Annotated in this window: 10 protein-coding genes and 1 pseudogene; 3 read left to right on the top strand and 8 right to left on the bottom strand. The window is 45.8% G+C overall.

Going from position 1 to position 19,636, the window contains the following annotated elements:
• From RDO37_RS06715 to RDO37_RS06705, 3 genes and pseudogenes are all read right to left on the bottom strand, one after another.
• A pseudogene (locus tag RDO37_RS06715) lies at positions 1-212 on the bottom strand (flagellin); the annotation flags it as partial.
• A gap of 10 nt (positions 213-222) precedes the next feature.
• Positions 223-1,221, bottom strand: coding sequence for a flagellin (locus tag RDO37_RS06710; protein ID WP_308498532.1), 999 nt, complete (start codon positions 1,219-1,221; stop codon positions 223-225).
• Positions 1,222-1,417: 196 nt separating this feature from the next.
• Positions 1,418-2,407: a flagellin gene (locus RDO37_RS06705; protein WP_308498531.1), complete on the bottom strand. Its 990-nt coding sequence runs from the start codon at positions 2,405-2,407 to the stop codon at positions 1,418-1,420.
• A gap of 799 nt (positions 2,408-3,206) precedes the next feature.
• Here RDO37_RS06705 and trxB point away from each other — a divergent pair.
• Positions 3,207-4,154, top strand: coding sequence for a thioredoxin-disulfide reductase (trxB, locus tag RDO37_RS06700; RefSeq protein ID WP_308498530.1), 948 nt, complete (start codon positions 3,207-3,209; stop codon positions 4,152-4,154).
• Positions 4,155-4,369: 215 nt separating this feature from the next.
• Here the strand turns inward: trxB and dapE are convergent, their stop codons facing one another.
• The 3 genes from dapE to RDO37_RS06685 all read right to left on the bottom strand — a co-directional run bounded on the left by dapE (position 4,370) and on the right by RDO37_RS06685 (position 12,290).
• Positions 4,370-5,587 carry a succinyl-diaminopimelate desuccinylase gene (gene dapE, locus RDO37_RS06695; protein ID WP_156907625.1) on the bottom strand — a complete coding sequence of 406 codons (1,218 nt, stop codon included), beginning with the start codon at positions 5,585-5,587 and terminating at the stop codon, positions 4,370-4,372.
• A gap of 525 nt (positions 5,588-6,112) precedes the next feature.
• Positions 6,113-6,760, bottom strand: coding sequence for a hypothetical protein (locus RDO37_RS06690; RefSeq protein WP_308498529.1), 648 nt, complete (start codon positions 6,758-6,760; stop codon positions 6,113-6,115).
• Positions 6,761-7,493: 733 nt separating this feature from the next.
• Positions 7,494-12,290, bottom strand: coding sequence for a hypothetical protein (locus RDO37_RS06685; RefSeq protein WP_308498528.1), 4,797 nt, complete (start codon positions 12,288-12,290; stop codon positions 7,494-7,496).
• 1,844 nt (positions 12,291-14,134) lie between these two features.
• Here RDO37_RS06685 and RDO37_RS06680 point away from each other — a divergent pair.
• Together RDO37_RS06680 and RDO37_RS06675 are read left to right on the top strand one after the other, a co-directional pair.
• Complete coding sequence (locus RDO37_RS06680; protein ID WP_027940447.1) at positions 14,135-15,202, top strand: methionine ABC transporter ATP-binding protein; 1,068 nt, start codon at positions 14,135-14,137, stop codon at positions 15,200-15,202.
• Between the two features lie 19 nt (positions 15,203-15,221).
• Positions 15,222-15,863: a methionine ABC transporter permease gene (locus RDO37_RS06675; RefSeq protein ID WP_027940446.1), complete on the top strand. Its 642-nt coding sequence runs from the start codon at positions 15,222-15,224 to the stop codon at positions 15,861-15,863.
• A gap of 308 nt (positions 15,864-16,171) precedes the next feature.
• Here the strand turns inward: RDO37_RS06675 and ilvD are convergent, their stop codons facing one another.
• Together ilvD and RDO37_RS06665 are read right to left on the bottom strand one after the other, a co-directional pair.
• Positions 16,172-18,010, bottom strand: a complete 1,839-nt coding sequence (gene ilvD / locus RDO37_RS06670) for a dihydroxy-acid dehydratase (RefSeq protein WP_308498527.1) — start codon at positions 18,008-18,010, stop codon at positions 16,172-16,174.
• 323 nt (positions 18,011-18,333) lie between these two features.
• The gene (locus RDO37_RS06665) at positions 18,334-19,269 is read right to left on the bottom strand and encodes a branched-chain amino acid transaminase (RefSeq protein ID WP_027940444.1); all 936 of its coding nucleotides are present in this window, start codon (positions 19,267-19,269) and stop codon (positions 18,334-18,336) included.
• Positions 19,270-19,636 lie beyond the last annotated feature (367 nt).

Genomic DNA, 19,636 nt, shown 5'->3' with positions numbered 1-19,636 from the left:
CCGTCGTTTGCGTTACGGTTACCCTGGTTGAGGCCATTAATCTGGGCTGTTAAACGATCGGAGATCTGAAGACCTGCAGCGTCGTCCTTGGAGCTATTGATACGAAGACCTGAGGACAGTCTCTGATAAGAGGTGTTCAAGGCTAAAGTGGAGTTAGCAAGCTTACGCTGAGCGTTGATGGAGCTAACGTTGGTGTTAACATATAGTGCCATTTGTTATCTCCTATCGACCACCGAGAAGGTTAAGCGCAACAGTTGGACGTTGGTTAGCCTGAGTCAGAATTGTCTGTGAAGCCTGCTGAATGATCTGGTTCTGTGTCAGAGCAGCAGTTTCAAGAGCAAAGTCAGTATCGCGAATACGGCTGCGGGCATCAGATTCGTTCTCAGAAATTGAGCTCTGATTGCGGATGGTGCTTTCCATACGATTTTGGATTGCGCCTAGGGCCGCACGCTTAGAATCAACAGTTTCAATGAACTTATCGATGGTGGCTAATGTTCTCTGCGCTGCTGAAGGAGTCGAAACAACCCAATATGCACTTGTGTTCTTATTGTTTTCAATTACAAGACCAAAATGGTCATTTTTACCCGCATCAGCCTCATTGCCAGCAAACTTAATTTGTTGACCTTGAGCAACGCCTTCGTTTGCCATGCTCATTATGCCTTCCATAGTAAAAGCACCGCATTGCAGGCTGATCTCGTCCTTGGCATTTGCGCCCACCTGGAAGAAGTATTCGTACTTATCTTGTGCACCAGCACCACCAGCAGCTGCAACTTTACGCATTAAGTTGTTTGGAGCTTTACCGCCATCAAGAACTGTAGCGCCAGCAAAGGTGGTCTTCTGGGCGATACGGGTGATCTCGTGAGAAAGAGACTTTACTTCCTCTTGGAGAGCCTGACGATCTTTGGCTGTGTTAGTACCGTTGGCAGCCTGAACAGCGAGGGTACGGATGCGCTGCAGCATGTTGGTGGTCTCATCGAGAGCACCTTCGATGGTCTGAGCTAAGGCGATACCGTCGTTTGCGTTACGGTTGCCTTGGTTGAGGCCATTAATCTGGGCTGTTAAGCGATCAGAGATCTGCAGACCTGCTGCGTCGTCCTTGGAGCTGTTGATACGAAGACCTGATGACAGTCTCTGATAAGAGGTGTTCAGGGCGAGAGTTGAGTTAGCTAACTTGCGCTGTGCATTGATGGAGCTAACGTTGGTATTAACGTATAAAGCCATAATCGATTACTCATATCTAATTTTGGAGCCATGATGTATAGCTTCTTAGCTCCCAAATACTGTTTGCAAAAGTGCATTTGAAAACATCAGCTTAAGATGCTGCTTGCAAATGGACTCTCAATAAAATCTCGCCTCAAATAAGGCCGCACAAGGAGATAAAGCGGCCTTAAGATATCGAGGTACTAAATTGGTTTAACTATTGACCGCCGCCAAGGAGGTTAAGTGCCACAGTTGGACGCTGGTTGGCCTGGGTCAGAATAGTCTGTGAAGCTTGCTGAATGATCTGATTCTGAGTTAAAGCTGCAGTCTCAGATGCAAAGTCGGTATCACGAATACGGCTGCGTGCATCAGATTCATTCTCAGAAATAGAGCTCTGATTGCGGATGGTGCTTTCCATACGATTTTGGATTGCGCCTAGGGCCGCACGCTTAGAATCAACGGTTTCAATAAATTGATCGATAAACTCAAGGGTCTTCTGAGCAGCAGAAGGAGTTGATACAACCCAATATGCAGTAGAAACTTCTGCACCAGCAGCACTCACAGCAAGACCAAATTTGTCGTTTTTGCCAGCGTTAGCCTCACCTTCTGCAATTGCTAACTTGTTAGCGGCTTTTCCTTCGTTAGCCATACACATGATGCCGACCATAGTAAAAGCGCCGCATTTTAAAGTGATTTCGTCCTTGGAGTTGGCTCCTACCTGGAAGAAGTATTCCCAGTTATCGGTTGCACCAATCTTTCTCATCAGAGTGTTATCAACGTTCTTACCGCCATCAAGAACCTGTGCACCTGCAAAGGTGGTCTTTTGAGCAATACGAGTGATCTCATGAGAGAGAGCCTTTACTTCTTCTTGGAGAGCCTGACGATCCTTAGCAGTGTTGGTACCGTTGGCGGCCTGAACAGCGAGGGTACGGATGCGCTGGAGCATGTTGGTGGTCTCATCGAGAGCACCTTCAATGGTCTGAGCTAAAGCGATGCCGTCATTGGCGTTACGGTTACCCTGGTTGAGGCCATTAATCTGGGCAGTTAAGCGATCGGAGATCTGCAGACCAGCTGCGTCGTCCTTGGAGCTGTTGATGCGAAGACCAGATGACAGTCTCTGATAAGAGGTGTTAAGTGCTAAGGTTGAGTTAGCGAGTTTACGTTGAGCATTAATCGAGCTCACGTTGGTATTAACATACAATGCCATGATGGTCTCTCCTTTGAGCAGCTTAGACATAGTAGCTGCGTAGTATCGTAAGCTTGGTGCTATACGATATATGCTTATCTGTTTGTTATAAGCGGCAATACTTGTTGCCTAAGCATTCACAAGAGCAGTGCTCATGGACACTGATCTTGAGGGTAATTAGTAAAAAGCATATCCAATGCCAAATTAGACGCGGTTTACTCATTGCCTTTTGCAACTTGTGTTGTGGAGTTTTGATATTTGGTTTTGTGGATTCGATTTTTATCTCGGTTAAATGATGGGATCTCGTTGCGATTTAAGCTCTTTATATGGCCATAAATTGATTATTACGAGAAATATTTAAGGATATGTTTTATAAACATGGTAATCGTGATGGCATTATGGCAATGCATTGATACATGCAGCTAGAATAGCTTATTCGTGTTGATAAAAATCATGCGACTACAGTGTGTTTGTGTTGCGTGTTGACTGACTTTGCCTTAATCTGACAATACACTTGTATACATGTGTTTTTATGGTTTCAACCATATGCATACTGCAAGGCAGTTTAGTCAGCCACAGTGAATCTATGATTGTTAGTCTATAGCGAGTTTAGATTAGATCCTTGTGCCTCATGGCTTAAGTGAAGATGCATGTTTGTATGTGGTGCAATGCTTTTTAGATAAGCCAAGAATTAGTGTATCCGTTTGGCCACAAATTGAGTTTGTCTTTAGGCTTAGGATTTAAGGCATGCAGCTAGTAATGCTGCATGTTTTGCCTCGTCAGATGGTCTATAATGAGCCAACATGCTCAGGAGTAAAATATGGCACAAGATAATATTGCAAATGTAGTAGTGATTGGTTCTGGCCCAGCTGCTTGTACTGCTGCTATCTACGCAGCTCGCGCATCCTTAAATCCTATTATGGTTAAGGGTTTTGAAGAGGGTGGTCAGCTCACTACAACCCCTGAGGTAGGCAACTGGCCTGGTGCTTTAGGTGATCCTAGTGGCTTTGACATCATGCAGAACATGATTAAGCATGTCAACGAGCTGGGTGTGAAGTCTATTTCTGATGTGGTTTCAGAGGTTGACTTCTCAAGTGAGGTTAAGCGCTTAAAGCTTTCTGGTGGTGAAGAAATCCTAACTAAAGCAGTTGTGATTGCTACCGGCGCACGTGCTCGTTACTTAAATATTGAGTCTGAGGCAAAGTTTAAAGGACGTGGTATCTCTGCTTGCGCTACTTGCGATGGTATGTTCTTCCGTAACAAGACTGTTGCTGTTATCGGTGGCGGTTCCGTTGCTTTTATTGAGGCTTTATTCTTAGCTAACCTGTGCTCAAAGGTATACCTCATTCACCGTCGTGAAGGCTTCCGTGCTGAGCAGATTTTAGTTGATCGTGTTAATGAGTTAGCCGCACAAGGCAAGATGGAGCTCATCTTAAACGCTAACGTTAAAGAGTACGTTGGTGATGATCTCTTGAATGGTATTGTCTTAGATGTTAAGGGTGAAGAGCGTAAGCTTGATCTTAATGGCGTATTCGTAGCTATCGGTCATGATCCTGCAACTGAAGTGTTCAAGGGTCAGATTGATCTTGATTCTAAGGGCTACATTGTCACTAACAAGAGCAAGACTCCAGTAACTGCAACCTCATGCCCAGGCGTATTTGCTGCTGGCGACTGTTCATTCCCTGAGTACCATCAGGCTATTGTTGCCGCTGGTCAGGGCTGTCAAGCAGCTTTAGACGTTGAGCAGTATCTTCTTGGTATTGCCTAAAATTGATTTCTAGCGCTGTTGATATGGCGCTTATACATAACAAAAAGGGAGCAATTGGCTCCCCTTTTTGTTGGTTGCGGCAAGATTGAACACCGTTGATAGCATGATGATACTTATGGCTTGGCATTGTAGATCTATGAGCCAGTATGCAGCAGCAATCTGCTTTGATGCATACTTGCTAAAGGTTATTGCCTTAGTGATCCTTGCCCTTGTGATTAGAGATGCAGCTTTTCTAAGGTCTTTTCGTAGATCTCAGTTAAGGTGTCGAGGTTCTCAACTTCAGTGCACTCGTTGACCTGATGGATGGTGCCATTGAGCGGACCAAACTCTACTACCTGAGTGCCTAATGGAGCGATGAAGCGACCATCTGAGGTACCGCCTAAGGTATTCATGTCTGGAGTTACGCCAGTCTTTTCCTTCACTGACTCAGTGATAGCCTTAACAAGCTGTCCATCGCGCTCAGAGATAAACGGCAGGCCATTAATGACGTATCTTACAGTAGCGTAGATACGTAACTTCTCCATGGTCTTTTCCACCATCTTCTGCAGCTTTAATGGAGTCTGCAGTGGATTGAAGCGCCAGTTACACATGATCTGGCAAGTACCTGGAGCTACGTTCTCTGCACCAACACCAGCGTTAAAGTTAGTAACGTTAAAGGAGGTTGGTGGGAAATCCTCATTGCCATCATCTAAGTGCTTTTCAAGCAATGCTGCGATCAGACGAGCGCCATTGTGGGCGGCATTGTCAATCTGCTCAGGATAAGCAACGTGACCTTGCTTACCATTGATGGTGATATGAGCAGTCATAGAGCCACGACGACCGATCTTTACGGTATCACCAAACTTCTTCGAGCATGAAGGCTCGCCTACGATACAGAAAGTAGGGTACAGACGCTCTTTTTTGAACCACTCAGCAACAAAAGGAATGCCGCCAACTGCATCACCCTCTTCGTTAGAGGTCATTAGCAAGCCAACGGTGCCCTTAAAATCAGGATGCTTAGTAACAAAGTTTCTAAGAGCAATAGTCATGGCGGCATCTGAGCTCTTCATATCTGCAGCGCCACGGCCATATAAGAAACCATCCTTTACTACAGGGGTAAAAGGATCATTGCTCCACGCGTTAACATCACCAGCAGGCACGACATCAGTGTGACCTAAGAAAATGGTGAATGGACCAGGAGCGACGATGCCAGTTGCATCGTATGGGCCTGGTTTGCCATTTAAGATCTTAGGATCACCGACAAAGTTAGCCTTCTCGTCTTTAGAACACAGAGCCAACAGGTTAAAGGTTGGGTACATGCCTTCTCTTAAGGTTCTGCAGTGGAAACCCACATCACCTAAGATCTTCTCGAGTACGTCTTGGCAACCCTCATCGTTTGGGGTAACTGACTTGCGTGAAATCAGTTCCTTGGCCAGTTCTAATGTATCTGACATTTTCTCACTCATAGACTTTTATTATTCATCGTGGCCAAGAGTTCATCTTAGCTATACGCTGGGGCAAGGAGAAACTCTTAGCTATACGCGGTGGCAAAGAGACATTCTTAGCTATACGTCTTAGCAAAGAAACATTCTTAGCTGTACGCGGTGGCAACGAGTGCATTTTGGCTCTACGTTGTTTGCACAAGCTTATCCTAGCTGTAAATTGCTCTACGCATTGGGCCATTATATGGCGCATAACTTACAAAGTTACGTTTTGTGCATTCTTGTAGCGTAGATGCTGCTATGGCACTCAAAGAGAGCATTGCCTATTTGATCATGCTATTGCAGTAATTCACGATGAGCTTGCAGCTAAAAGGCTGCCTATAAACAAATAAGCCGTCGCTGTTTAAGTATCAAGAACTTTGTGGTTGCTTGATAGCGGTGCGACGGCAGGTGCCATAGACATTATGATGCTATGGCTAAGTGCTTGCCTACAAAGCCATCAAGGCCTTGTTGGTTGATAATCAGTGTGATTGAGGATTAATCCTCGTCCTCATCTGGGTATTGTAAGAACAGCTTACGCTCTAACTGTAAGAAGCGGTAGGCGTTAGCGTGAGTACCCTTTAATGAGAAGCCATCGATGCGGCCATAGCGAACCTGTAAGAAGAGGTCGAGATCTTCATCGTTAACAAGCTCTGCAGCCTTGAGGTACTGACGTACATAGTCACCAGCAAGGAGACCATCCCATGGATATACAGTGGAGATGGAGCGCCAGATGAGCATGCTGTATGAGTCAACTAAGATGAACTGATCCTTTTTGAGCTGATTTAAGAAGTCAGCATATAAAGAGCTATCAGCGGTCATATCAATGAAGTCGCGGGTAGGGCCTTGTGATCCGTCATCTGAGGTTACATAAGCCTTCTCGCCATCGATAACTAAGTACTGAGGCTCGATTTCAGCTGCAGCCTTGTGCTCGCTAATGGTCTTGCGCAGTTCTTCGCTGCAGCAAATAAGTGGCTTTGCACTCATTAAGCTTAAAGCATTGCAAAAGTCTTCAGCGCCAAATTTCTGAGCTTCGGAGTCGTTGAGCTTGACGCAAATGGTGGCTTTTACCTCATTCTCAGGTGGACGGATAACTTTATGGGCATCCGGCGGACACTCAGTTTGCATTCTCTCTACATGAGCCATGTTTTAACTCCGATTCTTAACTAACCAACTACAAACAACAGCGACTATTGAGCAAGCTAATTTGGCTTAAAGCAGCCAAACTTTCTAACAGTAACAATCAAGCTGTTGCATTAAATTCTGTGTCTATTTTGCTATGCAGAGCTCTGATCTTATAGCTGTGCAAGTACTGAGCATAATGCTATGTCTTGCTGTAATCTTATCGCTGTGCAGGCACTAAGCATTTTGCTATGCCGAGCTGTGATCTTATGGCCAAAGCTTGAGACGCATAACTATGTGCTCATATTCAATGAGGCTCTTAATGGCAAAGTGCATAGAACTTCAAGATTTTAAGGCGTTTGCCGTGCAAAAGCAAAAAACCTTAGTCATTAACGTTACCGTTGTCATACAGATTTTATCTATGAGCAAAATACAAGGCAAAAAGAGACAATAATTAGGTAGAAAAGCCATAATTATCGAAATCGTCACTGTGACAAGAACTGTTGGTATGAGGTAGGCGACTTCTTTTGGCTGTTTGCTAAACACAGGATTTCTTTTCCACGGCATGTCTTAACTGTGTCTATAGCTGTAGTCGTAAACAGCAGGAGTTGAAGGATGGGGCGTTTTTAGAGCTTTGCTGTTGTTTGATGAGATGTTGTGGCAAGAGAGGCAGGCAATCTACGGTGGCAAGCTAGTGCCGCAAGGTGGCACTAGCTTGAAGTGGCCATGGCATGTCTTTGCATGGCCTGAGGTGGAATTACATTGCACCACGAAGCTGGTTAATGAACTCTAAAGAAGAGACGCTCAGGATGTTGTAGCCCTGGCTCTTTAAGATGATGAGATCAAAGAGCAGAATGAACATGGTGAGCAGCTGCAGAGCATGTACGTAGGAACGATGGGAGGTGCCATTGTTACCAGCGATGAGCATGCCGAAGATGAGTCGCATTGCTACGCACAGTGCAATCAAGGATAGGCCGGTGATGTAGTGCATGATGCCAAAAGAGGCCATGATGCTCAGAACAATCACAAACAGCAGACCCTTGGTGGTCATGGTGCCTGAAGAGTCCATAGGATCTTGAGGCAAGTTCCAAGATAAGGTACTTGCAGATGCAGCAGAAAGCATAGCCACAATGCCATAGGCAGCAGTGGCCTCAGCAATACCATCAACACTTAAGATCAGAATGTTAGACAGCCACATGAAGATAATCATTGGGACAGTCACAGATGCAGCCACAATAACCACATCATGACGACGTCTACTGATATAAGAGATGATGCGGTAGATACCTCGATATGGAGTTAGACCAGTGCAGAGCAAGAACACTATGAAAGATATAGTGCCAACTGTGTCAACATTAACTAGTAATTCAGCAAGTGATGCAACAAAGCCTGAGAGTAAACCTACAAATAAGTAAGGCACTGGCATGGAGCTTGGGTAGCAAGGGCCGAGTCTAGCTGCTGTCTTTGGCGCAATCACTGGTAGATTGGTATGAGTAAAGAAGGCAGCGAGTAACTGACGTAAGTATAAGAACACGGTCATACCTAAACCTACATTCTCTTGCAGGTTTAAGTTTGCAAAGTTAGCAGTGCCGTTCTCATCGCGACGCATTGTGCCTTGTCGCTTAGATAAGTCGCTATCATCATAGCCATCTGTATCATCAGAGCGAGTTTCGTAGCTATCTTCTTCATAGCCATCAGGATTACGCTCAAAAGCCTTAAGCTCTTCGTCATTGGCATTCTCAAGAGAGGCACGAGCATAAGAGCTTTCTAACGCTAAGCCATCAGATGATGAGCCCTTGAGTGCATCAGTGCCGTCGGTCTCACCATTAACAGGGTAGGCATCTTGAGCAAAGAGGCCGTCTCCAACATCTTCTTTAGTGGCATAACGTGACTCTTGCTCAGCAGCTAACTTACGAGCATTCTCAATGACTTGGCTATGCGGTGCAGCCATAGACTCACGCGCAGCCTCGGCTAAAGCCTCTTCATAGGCAATATCCTCAGCACTCTTTGTAGCTACTGGTGGGGTGTTTTGTAAATCATCATCAAGATAGCTCGGTGGTAGCGCACGGTCATGTAAGAGCTTGGAGCGTGTTGCCTGGATATTAGCCTCAACCTCTGCATTGGAGTGGTCAGGGCCAACAGCATAGATAGGAGCCTCGCTTTGAGCCTCTTGCATTGGACGGCTTGGCTCTTTTGGTCCAACGTAGTAACGAGGGCCATCATCGTAAGGCTCACCTGCGTATTGATCATTTGAGGCGCTTTGCATGCTTAGAGCACCGCCATCGCCCATGCCCGCAGGAACAGCTAAATCAGACTCATCAACGCTATTTGCAGCTAAGGCGGCCATACGTGCAGCTTCTTGCTCACGGCGCTGCTCTTTTGCAATACGGGCTTGCTCTTGAGCATGTGCTTGCATGGCTGCCTCACGAGCAGCGGCTTCTGCAGCTAATTCCTCAGGAGTTCTAACACCTGGAGTGATATATGGACTTGGCTCATACTCACCAAAGGAGCTTGGCTCCTCAACAGGAGGATTAGATGGACCTACATAGTACTGAGGCTCTTGATTGCCTGGAATTACATAATTATTGCCGTTTTGTGCAGCTGCAAAAGTCTCATCAGCAAGAGAGTTATTGTCTTGTACAGACATAGAACCCATATTGTCTTGAGCTTGATAAGCAGCGGCTTGACGAGCTGATTGAGCAGCCTCTTTTTGCTTAGCAATACGGTCAGCGTAGGTACCAACGTAGATGTTGTCCTCATCACGTGGCTGTTCTTCAACTACACGCTCAGTTTTAGGTCCTACATAGTAAACCGGGCCATCATCAACTTCTTCTTGAGCTCTTTGTGCAGGCATTGCCTGGACTTCGTTCTCATCATACTCATTGTACGAGTACGGATTTTGGCCATTGTCAGAGCCATTAAAGCCATTGTTAGCTACGTTTTGCTGTTCGTTATAAACGTCGTTATTAGCGTATGTGCCGTCCTGAGGGCTAAACTCATCGTAATGATCAGCGCTTTGTACAGTACCGTCATTGTAAGCATAGTTCTGAGCATTATCGTCCTGAGAGGCAAAAGAACTATCACGAGTAATAGGCGCAGCAACACCGCTTAAGCTATCGTCATAGTTTTGTGAAGACTCAGCACTTGCTTGGTTCAATCGCTCAGATGCGGCTTCTTGTGAGATACGCTCAGATGCAGCCTCTTGAGAGATACGCTCAGATGCTGCTTGTGCGGCATTGCCATAGAGGACAGTAGAGTGCTCTTCACCGTCGCTTGACATGGCATAACCTTGCGCAGGCTTGTTCTTAGAGCCTTTGGAGCTGTTCATCTCTTTGATGCGACGAATCATCTCTAGCTCATCATCAGAAAGGCCAGTGATATAGCTGTTCTTACGTGGCAGCTGAGGTGGCTGCTGACGCTTTTCAAGACCTTGAATAGCAGTATGGCCTTCATTAGACATCATCATGGCATCAGACATGATGGAGACTTCGTCATTACGGAACTTGTCGGCACTGACTAACTTGATATCTTGTTCGGCAGCTTCCTTTGCAAGCTGCTGTGACATGGCCTCTTGAGCGGCAGCCATTTGGGCAGCAAGATCTGAGTCAAGAGAATCATCTTCTTGCTCATCAAAGTGCTCAAGATTAGCAAAAGGATTGTCTGAATCAGACTCCTTTGCACCGTCAGCAGCGTTAGTTTCACTCTTTCTTGACTCGCTAGAAACATCAGCTTGGCTCTCAGTGCTATCTTGAGTCTTACTTGCTGAGATTAGAGATTCGTTGTTAGCATCGGCTGCAGACATTTGCGCATCTTTAAGGGATGTAGCTAAGCTAAAGCTACTATCATCTGCATTGCTAAGCGGATTAGCGCCTTCATAAGAAGCACTGTCGCTAGCAGTTGATGAAGTGGTATCACTTACCTTTTGATCTTGTAAGTCTTGCTCTGAGGTAAGTTGTGCATCTGATGGGGTAAGATTATTGTTCATTACAACTTCATCGTCTGATTGGAATTCATGATTAACGCTGCTTGCAGCAGTATAGGCGGCAGCATCTTCTTTACTTAAGTTTTCTAAGTCAGCAGCCTCTTGTTCGAGCACCGCTTGCTCAAGCTCAGAGTCATCAAACTCAACGGCTTGTGAAAAATCGTTTTCGCTCTCAACACTCTCAATGCCATCGGCCTGATCGGCTAAGGCATTAAAGCGCCGAGCAGCTTCGGCAGCAGACTCAAGTGCAGCAGGATGCGGATTAATAACTTCATAATCCTCATGCAAGTGGTCATGATTGTCTATGGAGATCTTGTAGTCGTCAGATAAAGTGGCGCTTGTAACCCCATAGTTATGTGCCTGAGTAGACTCTTGCATCACACTCTCAGCAAGCTCTTGCTCAAAGAGCTCAGAGTCCTCAAGTGCACTTTCAATATCTGATAGGAAGCTATCGTCATCATTAGTCGCTGCAGAGACAAATGAAGCCTCAGAAACTGCCTCATCAGCACTTTCATCTGCAGCAGCTGCATGAGAGTCCTCTAAAGCAGCATCCGCAACGTCATCCTCAGAAGCAATAGCCTCAAGTCCAACCTCAGGTGCAACTGACTGAGCAGCAGAATCATCCAAGGCGACAGTTTCAGAACTGTAGCTGTCGGTGCTGTAGCTTTCAGAACCGCCGCTGTCGGTGCTGTAGCTCTCATCGGCCATAGCTGCATCAGTACTTGTAGTGGCTGTAGTAGCGGAATTTTGATCTTGCATTTGCAGGCTATTGTTTTCAGCTTCAGTTTCTTCTAAAGCTGCAATAATGGCCTCAACATTTTCATCTGAAGTTAGGCCAAATGCCTCTTCTGCATTTACATCTGCAAAGCGCTCATCTTTGCCATATACGGCGGTATTCTCGTCACTTGCTTCACTCTGAGCATCGTACTTAATGTCATCAGGTGAGAGCTCATGATCGTTTTCATCAAACACCTGAATGCGTGGCTGATCTTCAAGCTCAATATCAACGCTCACGCCATTAGAGTTACTAGAGCTACTCTTAGCTACGGAATTAGCTAAGTTATCAGCTGTATCTTCAGTAGCAGCAACACTGCTGGTGCTATCAACGCTAAAGCTTATGGCATCGTCGCTTGAGCTTTGCTCATTGCCCTCAAGATTTATTGGGGCATCGGACTCAAGATCGCTAGCCGCGCTTGCAGCAAGATTGCTAGCCGCGCTTGCGGCAATGTCGTTAGATGCGTTAGCGGCAAGATCGTTTGTTACGCTTTCTTTGGACAGGTCAGCTGTCTTATGGGTAGCATCATCAGAGTGTGAGGCAATGGTCTTAATAGCTGATTCGATGTCATTGTCAGAGGCTTCAGGATTGGTAAGACGCTCTAAGGTCTCTAAATCAAGATCGTCAATGTCGATATCAGTGGTATCTACTGAGTGCTCCTGTGAAGGGGAGGCATTAACAGACTCATCAGCCACATTTGACTCACTAGCATCTTTTGCATAAGACGCTTTTTCATCTGAGGAGGCTAAGTCCTGTTTGGAGCTATCGATATTTGAGTTGCTCTGATCTTCAAACATTTCTACGTCCTGAAAACTCTAATGCTATGAGACTTACAAGTGCTCACAGCAAGGACTCTTCTTTTGCGCATCAAAGCTTTATTGGCCTAATAAAGCCATCATTTAGAGCTTTCTTAGGCTCATAATTTTTGAGCATGATGCAATGACGGTGTGTAGGTTTTAAGGGTAACTACTCATAAGATAGGCACATCTTAACTCGTGCATTCACGCAGGGTGTTAGATGCTAAATACCATACACACTAAGCTACTACCAAGGTTCTAGTTGCAAAGACACTTTTAGCATTGGCATCAAATAAACATAGGCAACAAAGGTCACGCTTGTTGCTATGAAATAAGGGTCACAGATACAACTGATGCTGAAACTTACAGTGCTTTGCTGAAAACTAAGGGAGGTCACAGTAAAGTTTAACTCTAGCGATGCTTTTGCACTTCCGTCGCTAGGTCAGAGGCTTTTATGTGGCGTAAAGATGCGGTGACTCACTCAAGAGTCGATACAAGAAAGCAAAGTCTATAGGTAGCTAGGCCTGATAGACCCGCAGCACTTAAACGGTAGAGTGCAGATCATATGGGCAAAAACGCCATTTGTATCGCATTGCACGCTAAGTCTAAGGCAAAAGGGTGACATTAGATGTCTAAACTAGGCTATCTAAACAAACTACATATGCTGTGACCTGCATGCATTTTAGCATCAAACTAAGGCAAAACGCGCTAAAGCCTAATACTTATGCCCTCAAAGTAAACAATACTTACATCAAAATTAACGCCCACACGCAAGCAATTGCCACGCATATTCTTGTCAAAAGTCGATATATTTGCCGTTTATAGCAATGGCAATGAGGCCTTTTATCCTCAAGATCAGCGTTAAGAGTATTTTCAAAATTTTCAAATTTAAGACCATCACTTTGGCCAATGTGCATAGTAAAGTGGCATGTTTCTTAGCAAAAACAGCTTAAGAGACAACAATTTGAGCTAACAACTGTGCAGCATAGTGGCATTGATTCTTAATCAATACCAGGTGCTCAGTGACCAGATTGTGGTTGCGTGCGGTGCTCAATTTATGTGCATGGCTATTTGCAATGACGCTATGGCAATGGATATGGCAACGCCACGGCCATTGCATTGGCTATGGCTATATCCACAGCCATTGCCAGGGGCTCGGGCGTCTAGTGTGCTGCTAAGAGTCTTGTTTTTATGCAATCTGTTGGTAATTTGCATGGTGGTTGATGGTGGAGATGTGTTTCGCTCATTGAGGCTGGATATGGGGAGCTTGGCTTAAACGATAGCTAAGCGTGGCAGAACGCACTATGGAAAAACATAACGGGCTAAATTGCTAGCCATATGGTGCAAAATTGTGATGTTCATCTAATCTTATGATAAAATAGCCTCCCCCTAAGAATTAAAGAAAAACGGCCTCTGTAAGCTGTTTTTAGGCAGTGGTGCTCACGTTAATGAGTAGTTCTTACTGACCTTTTGATGCTCTTGTGCTGATGCAAGTGCCTAAGTGCTCAGCTAGATTAGCTTTTTGAGCCTCATGGCGCACGCTACATACTCAAGATAGAGGCTAAAACTACTAGCTCCTAGAAGTGTTTTCTTAGGCTAGTTGTTCACAGATTACGCTCCTAGCAAGATTCAAGAAATATTGTCTCTTAGTTAGGATTATGACAGCAGCTATGGTGCTTTTAGTTGAGTATGAACGATGCTCAAAATCAGCACGCAAAGTGTTAACACTGTTTTTAGCATCTGAACATGCTCTTAAGCGTGGTAAAGAGAAACAAGTTAGATATTGTGGTGCTAGCTTCTGTCAGGCACGATGTTAAATTTTTTGCACAGGAAGAGTTCTTAAAGTGATTGAGCTTAAGAATATCGAGAAGGTGTACAACGCAGGTACTCCAAAAGAGGTACGTGCGCTCAAGGGTATTACACTTTCGATTGAGCGTGGCGAGATCTTCGGTGTGATCGGCCTATCTGGCGCAGGTAAGTCCACACTGATCCGTCATATCAATATGCTCGAGCGTCCAAGCTCTGGTCAGGTCATAGTTGATGGTCAAGATCTGACTGCCATGAGCGAGGGCAAGTTACGTCATGCACGTAGTCAGATTGGTATGATTTTCCAGAGCTTCAATCTGCTCTCCTCTGCCACTGTGGCCGATAACGTAGCTTTCCCACTGACTTTAGAGGGCAATCACTCTAAAGAAGAGATCGCATCTCGCGTCAAAGAGCTTTTAGACTTAGTAGAGCTTGGTGATAAGGCTGATATGTATCCAGCACAGCTCTCAGGCGGTCAAAAGCAGCGTGTGGGTATCGCTAGAGCTTTAGCTAGCAATCCAAAGGTTTTACTTTGCGATGAGGCTACCTCAGCTTTAGATCCAAAGACCACCATGTCCATCTTAAAGCTGTTACAGCAACTGCGTGACAAGCTCAACTTAACCATCGTGATCATTACTCACCAGATGGAAGTTATCAAAGAGTGCTGCGATCGTGTAGCTGTGATTGATGGTGGTGTCATCTCTGAGATGGGCACAACCTTAGATCTATTTACCGATCCAAAGGAGAAACTGACTAAGCGTTTAGTTTCTGCTGCAGTACGTCGTGGTCTGCCTGAACTCTTACGCCACACTGAGATTGTTTCTGAGTACTCAGAAGGCGCCAAGGCTGTTATCGAGCTGCTCTTCTTAGGTCCAAAGGCTGATGCTCCGGTGATCGTGGAAGTTGCCATGCTCTGCAAGGTTAAAATTTCCATTTTAGGCGGCAGCATTGACCATATTAAGAGCGAGCCATTTGGCCTGATGGTGGTTGAAGTATGCGGCTCTCGTGCTGAGATCGAGCACGCTATGGATGAGCTTAAGGCTCGTGTTCACAAGGTTGAGGTTTTAGGTTATGACACTCGTAAGCAGCTTGCTGACATCGCTTAATTTAGGTCAGTACTCCAAGATGGCTGACCTGTTAACTAATGCCACCTTGGAAACTTTATACATGGTAGGCGCATCGTCTGCTATCTCCATTATCTTTGGTGTGCCTTTAGGCGTGTTACTGCTCATCACCTCAAAAGGCTACTTTTTCGAGAATTTAGTGTTTTACCGTATTCTCGGCACCATTGTTAATGCACTGCGTTCTATTCCATTCATCATTTTGATGGTGGCTATTACTCCAATCACCAAGTTTATCGTGGGCACCTCCATCGGTACTACTGCGGTGATTGTGCCACTGGTGATTGGTACTATTCCTTTTACTGGTCGTTTAGTTGAGACCTCTTTAAGAACTGTATCAACTGGCCTTATCGAGGCTGCAACCTCCATGGGCGCAACCCCTCGTCAGATCGTAACTCGAGTGTTACTGCCTGAGGCGCTACCAGAGCTTATCCAAAACTTCACTATTACCGTAATCGTTATCATCGGCTGCTCTGCAATGGCCGGTGCCATTGGTGGCGGTGGTCTTGGTGACGTGGCCATTCGTTACGGTTACATGCGTTTCCGCTTAGATATGATGATCTCCACCGTGCTCATCTTGATTGTCATGGTGCAGTTAGTGCAGTTCATCGGTGACTATCTGACTCGCAAGGTCGATCACCGATAAAGCTAAGCACCACAACGCAAGCAAAAAAATCAAACGCTGCAGCTAGCAACCAACGTGCGCTGCAGCTAGCAACAAGCGCTGACTGCTGATATAGCGCTCACCTTACAGCGCCAAAATGCCCCGTCATTACTTACTAATTGCGGGGCATTTTTGTATCTGCAATATGAAAAAAGCCTGACCAAGATAACTCTTAGTCAGGCTTTGAAATCAATACGTTTAGGTTATTGTATGAGCTAGTAAGTGTGCGTTAACTGATAGCCTTAGCGTTGAGAAAGAGAATGCTGTTAGCTATCAGTCCTTAGCTTTGATTAGCCAAGCTTGCTTAAATCGCGTACGCCGCCCTTGTCAGCTGAGGAGGCTAAGGAGGCGTAGGTCTTAAGAGCGGTGGTGACTTCACGGACACGAGATTGTGGCTTAAAGGCTTGAGCACCACGCTCCTTTTCTTGAGCACGGCGCTTTTCAAGTTCAGCCTCATCAAGACTTACAGAAATCTCACGACCTGGAATATCAATCTTTACCATGTCACCGTTGCGGATGAGGGCAATATTACCGCCATTGGCAGCCTCTGGAGAGACGTGACCAATAGACAGGCCTGAGGTACCGCCTGAGAAGCGACCATCAGTAATTAAGGCACAAGACTTACCAAGACCCATGGACTTTAAGTAAGAGGTTGGGTAGAGCATCTCTTGCATGCCAGGGCCGCCCTTTGGACCTTCGTAACGAATGATAACGACATGGCCAGCCTTAACCTCACCGCCTAAAATGCCTTCAACAGCATCTTCTTGTGACTCATAGACGATAGCAGGGCCTACAAACTTCAATGCAGAGCTATCCACGCCTGCAGTCTTTACGATACAGCCATCTAAAGCTAAGTTACCGTATAACACCGCAAGACCGCCGTCTTGTGAGTAGGCATGCTCTTTATCGCGGATACAGCCAGAGGCACGATCGCTATCAGGTTCTTGATAGTAGTTATCCTGTGAGAAAGCCTCAATAGTGCGCTTACCACCAGGGGCGGCTAAGAAGAACTTCTTAACCTCATCAGAGGCGTTGTTTTCAACGCAGTAGGACTCAAGCTCCTCACCTAAACTCATCTGCAGTACATTGCGACAATCTAGGTGCAGTAAGTCAGCCTTTTTGAGCTGATTTAAGATGGCCATAATGCCGCCAGCGCGGTGCACATCTTCGATATGGTATTCGTGAGTAGATGGGGCTACCTTACAGATATGAGGAACCTTACGGCTTAAGCGGTCGATGTCCTGCATGGTGAAGTCAACACCAGCCTCACAAGCTACAGCAAGTAAGTGCAGTACAGTGTTAGTTGAACCGCCCATGGCGATATCTAAGGTCATGGCGTTTTCAAAGGCAGCCTTGGTTGCGATAGAGCGTGGCAGTACCTTGTCATCCTCGCCCTCGTAGTAGCGCTTAGCCAGATCAACGATGATCTTACCAGCCTTTAAGAAGAGCTCTTTACGCTGTGCATGGGTTGCGACGATAGTGCCGTTACCAGGGAGAGCTAAACCTAAAGCTTCGGTTAAGCAGTTCATGGAGTTAGCGGTAAACATACCTGAGCAAGAGCCGCAAGTTGGGCAGGCAACGCTCTCAACTTCCTGAATCTCTTCATCAGATACATTTGGATCAGCTGATACCACCATGGCATCAACGAGATCAAGTTTATGCTTGCCCTCGATCTTGCCTGCTTCCATTGGGCCGCCAGAGACAAAGATGGTTGGGATGTTAAGACGCATGGCAGCCATGAGCATGCCAGGGGTAACCTTGTCGCAGTTGGAGATACAGATAAGCGCATCGGCCTTGTGTGCATTACACATGTACTCAACGCTATCGGCAATGATCTCTCGGCTTGGCAGGGAGTAGAGCATGCCAGAGTGACCCATAGCAATACCATCATCTACTGCAATGGTATTAAACTCACGAGCAATACCACCGGCCTCATAAACAGCCTGAGCTACCATCTGGCCAATATCTTTTAAGTGTACGTGGCCAGGAACAAACTGAGTAAAAGAGTTGGCAATAGCCACGATAGGCTTGCCAAAGTCCTCATCCTTCATACCAGTGGCTTTCCACAGTGCACGGGCACCGGCCATCTTCTTGGTCTTGTAAGTAACTGAGGAACGTAATTCCGCCATGGATTTCATCTCCTTGCAGTGCCGAAATATCAAACACCATCAGCACTGAACTTAGCAGGACAGATCTTGCTGCTAAGGTAAATAAACGCTAAAGGGGCTAATAGCCCCTGCAAACAGAATCTAACCACCTAAAAGCGCAGCTCATAAGCTGCATATACTCAAAACTCTTACGTGCTATAAACCGATCGCCTTTAAATTGCAAAGGAGTACAACATCTATGAGCTATAAACCTCACGTCACCAAATGGTTTGCGTGAGGTTATAAATAAGCGACGAAGCTTAAGTTTGGTAGAACTCGTCTAGTGGTGGTTTGTATGACGCCTTTTAGGACTTAACTGGAGTGAGCCAGCCGTACTTGTCCTCAGACTCGCCCTTAACTAAGGCAAAGAATGCGTCCTGAATCTGCTTGGTGATTGGACCACGGTGACCTGGGCCAACGTCGATACCATCAATAGATGCAATTGGAGTGATTTCAGCTGCAGTACCGGTGAAGAAAGCTTCATCAGCTAAGTAGCACATCTCACGCTGCATCTTCTGCTCGTAAACAGGGATACCTAAATCCTTGGCAATGGTGATGATGGAGTGACGGGTAATACCTGGGAGCAGGCCATTGGTGAATGGGGCGGTGAATAATGCGCCGTTCTTTACAAAGAATACGTTTTCACCAGAGCCTTCGGAGATAAAGCCATCAGTATCTAAAGCAATTGCCTCAACGTAGCCGTTTTGGTGTGCCTCGTTGGAGATGAGCACTGAGCTTAAGTAGTTACCTGCAGCCTTAGCCTCTGTTGGAATGGTGTTGGCAGCTAAACGGTTCCAAGAAGAAACGCCTACCTTAACACCCTTTTGTAAACCCTCTTCGCCTAAGTATGCGCCCCATGGCATTGCTGCAACCATAGCTGAGGCTACAGCACCCTCAGGAATACGAACACCCAGACCAATCTCGCCTAAGAAAACTAATGGGCGGATGTAGCCAGACTCAAGGCCGTTGTCGGTAATTACAGAGCAGCAAGCCTGCTTGATTTCTTCTTTGGTGTAAGGAATTGGGAAGCGATAGATTTTAGCGCTGTTAAAGAGACGATCAATGTGCTCGTCAAGACGGAAAATGCAAGGGCCCTTTGGAGTAGAGTAAGCTCTAATACCCTCAAACACGGCAGTGCCGTAGTGCAGGGCATGGGTCAGAACATGAACTTTAGCATCAGCATGCTCAACTAATTTGCCATTAAACCAGATGTATTTGGTTGGGGTGTTATTTAAACTCATTATCTACTCCAAGAAACCTGAAAGTCCAAAGGCAACTTTAGCGTTAGTACACACCTAACAAAGATTTACAGCGCCAAGGCAAATAACAATGCCCTCTTCGTGCGCTTAGTTTTGTCTAAGTTGATGCTAACGCCTTGTTGTCTTATCCATCCTAGTAACTTAAGGACAGTGACATTTCTGCGGTTTGCAATTTAATAAAAATCTGTCATGAGCCACCTCAAAGCCCCATGGCTTATAAGTGCTATGTGACTAAGCTTGGCTCTTTGAGAGCTATAAGCTTTAGTCTAAAAGGACTGAGTGCCTTCTTATGCATTGTGCTAAGAGCACTAAGTGGCTGCAAAAAATCTGTACATACGGCCAAGGCATG

The organism is uncultured Anaerobiospirillum sp., assembly GCF_902485895.1.
GTDB classification, from domain to species: domain Bacteria; phylum Pseudomonadota; class Gammaproteobacteria; order Enterobacterales; family Succinivibrionaceae; genus Anaerobiospirillum; species Anaerobiospirillum succiniciproducens.
The sequence above is the reverse complement of the archived record's forward strand: the minus strand, read 5'-3'. Positions and strand labels throughout refer to the sequence as shown.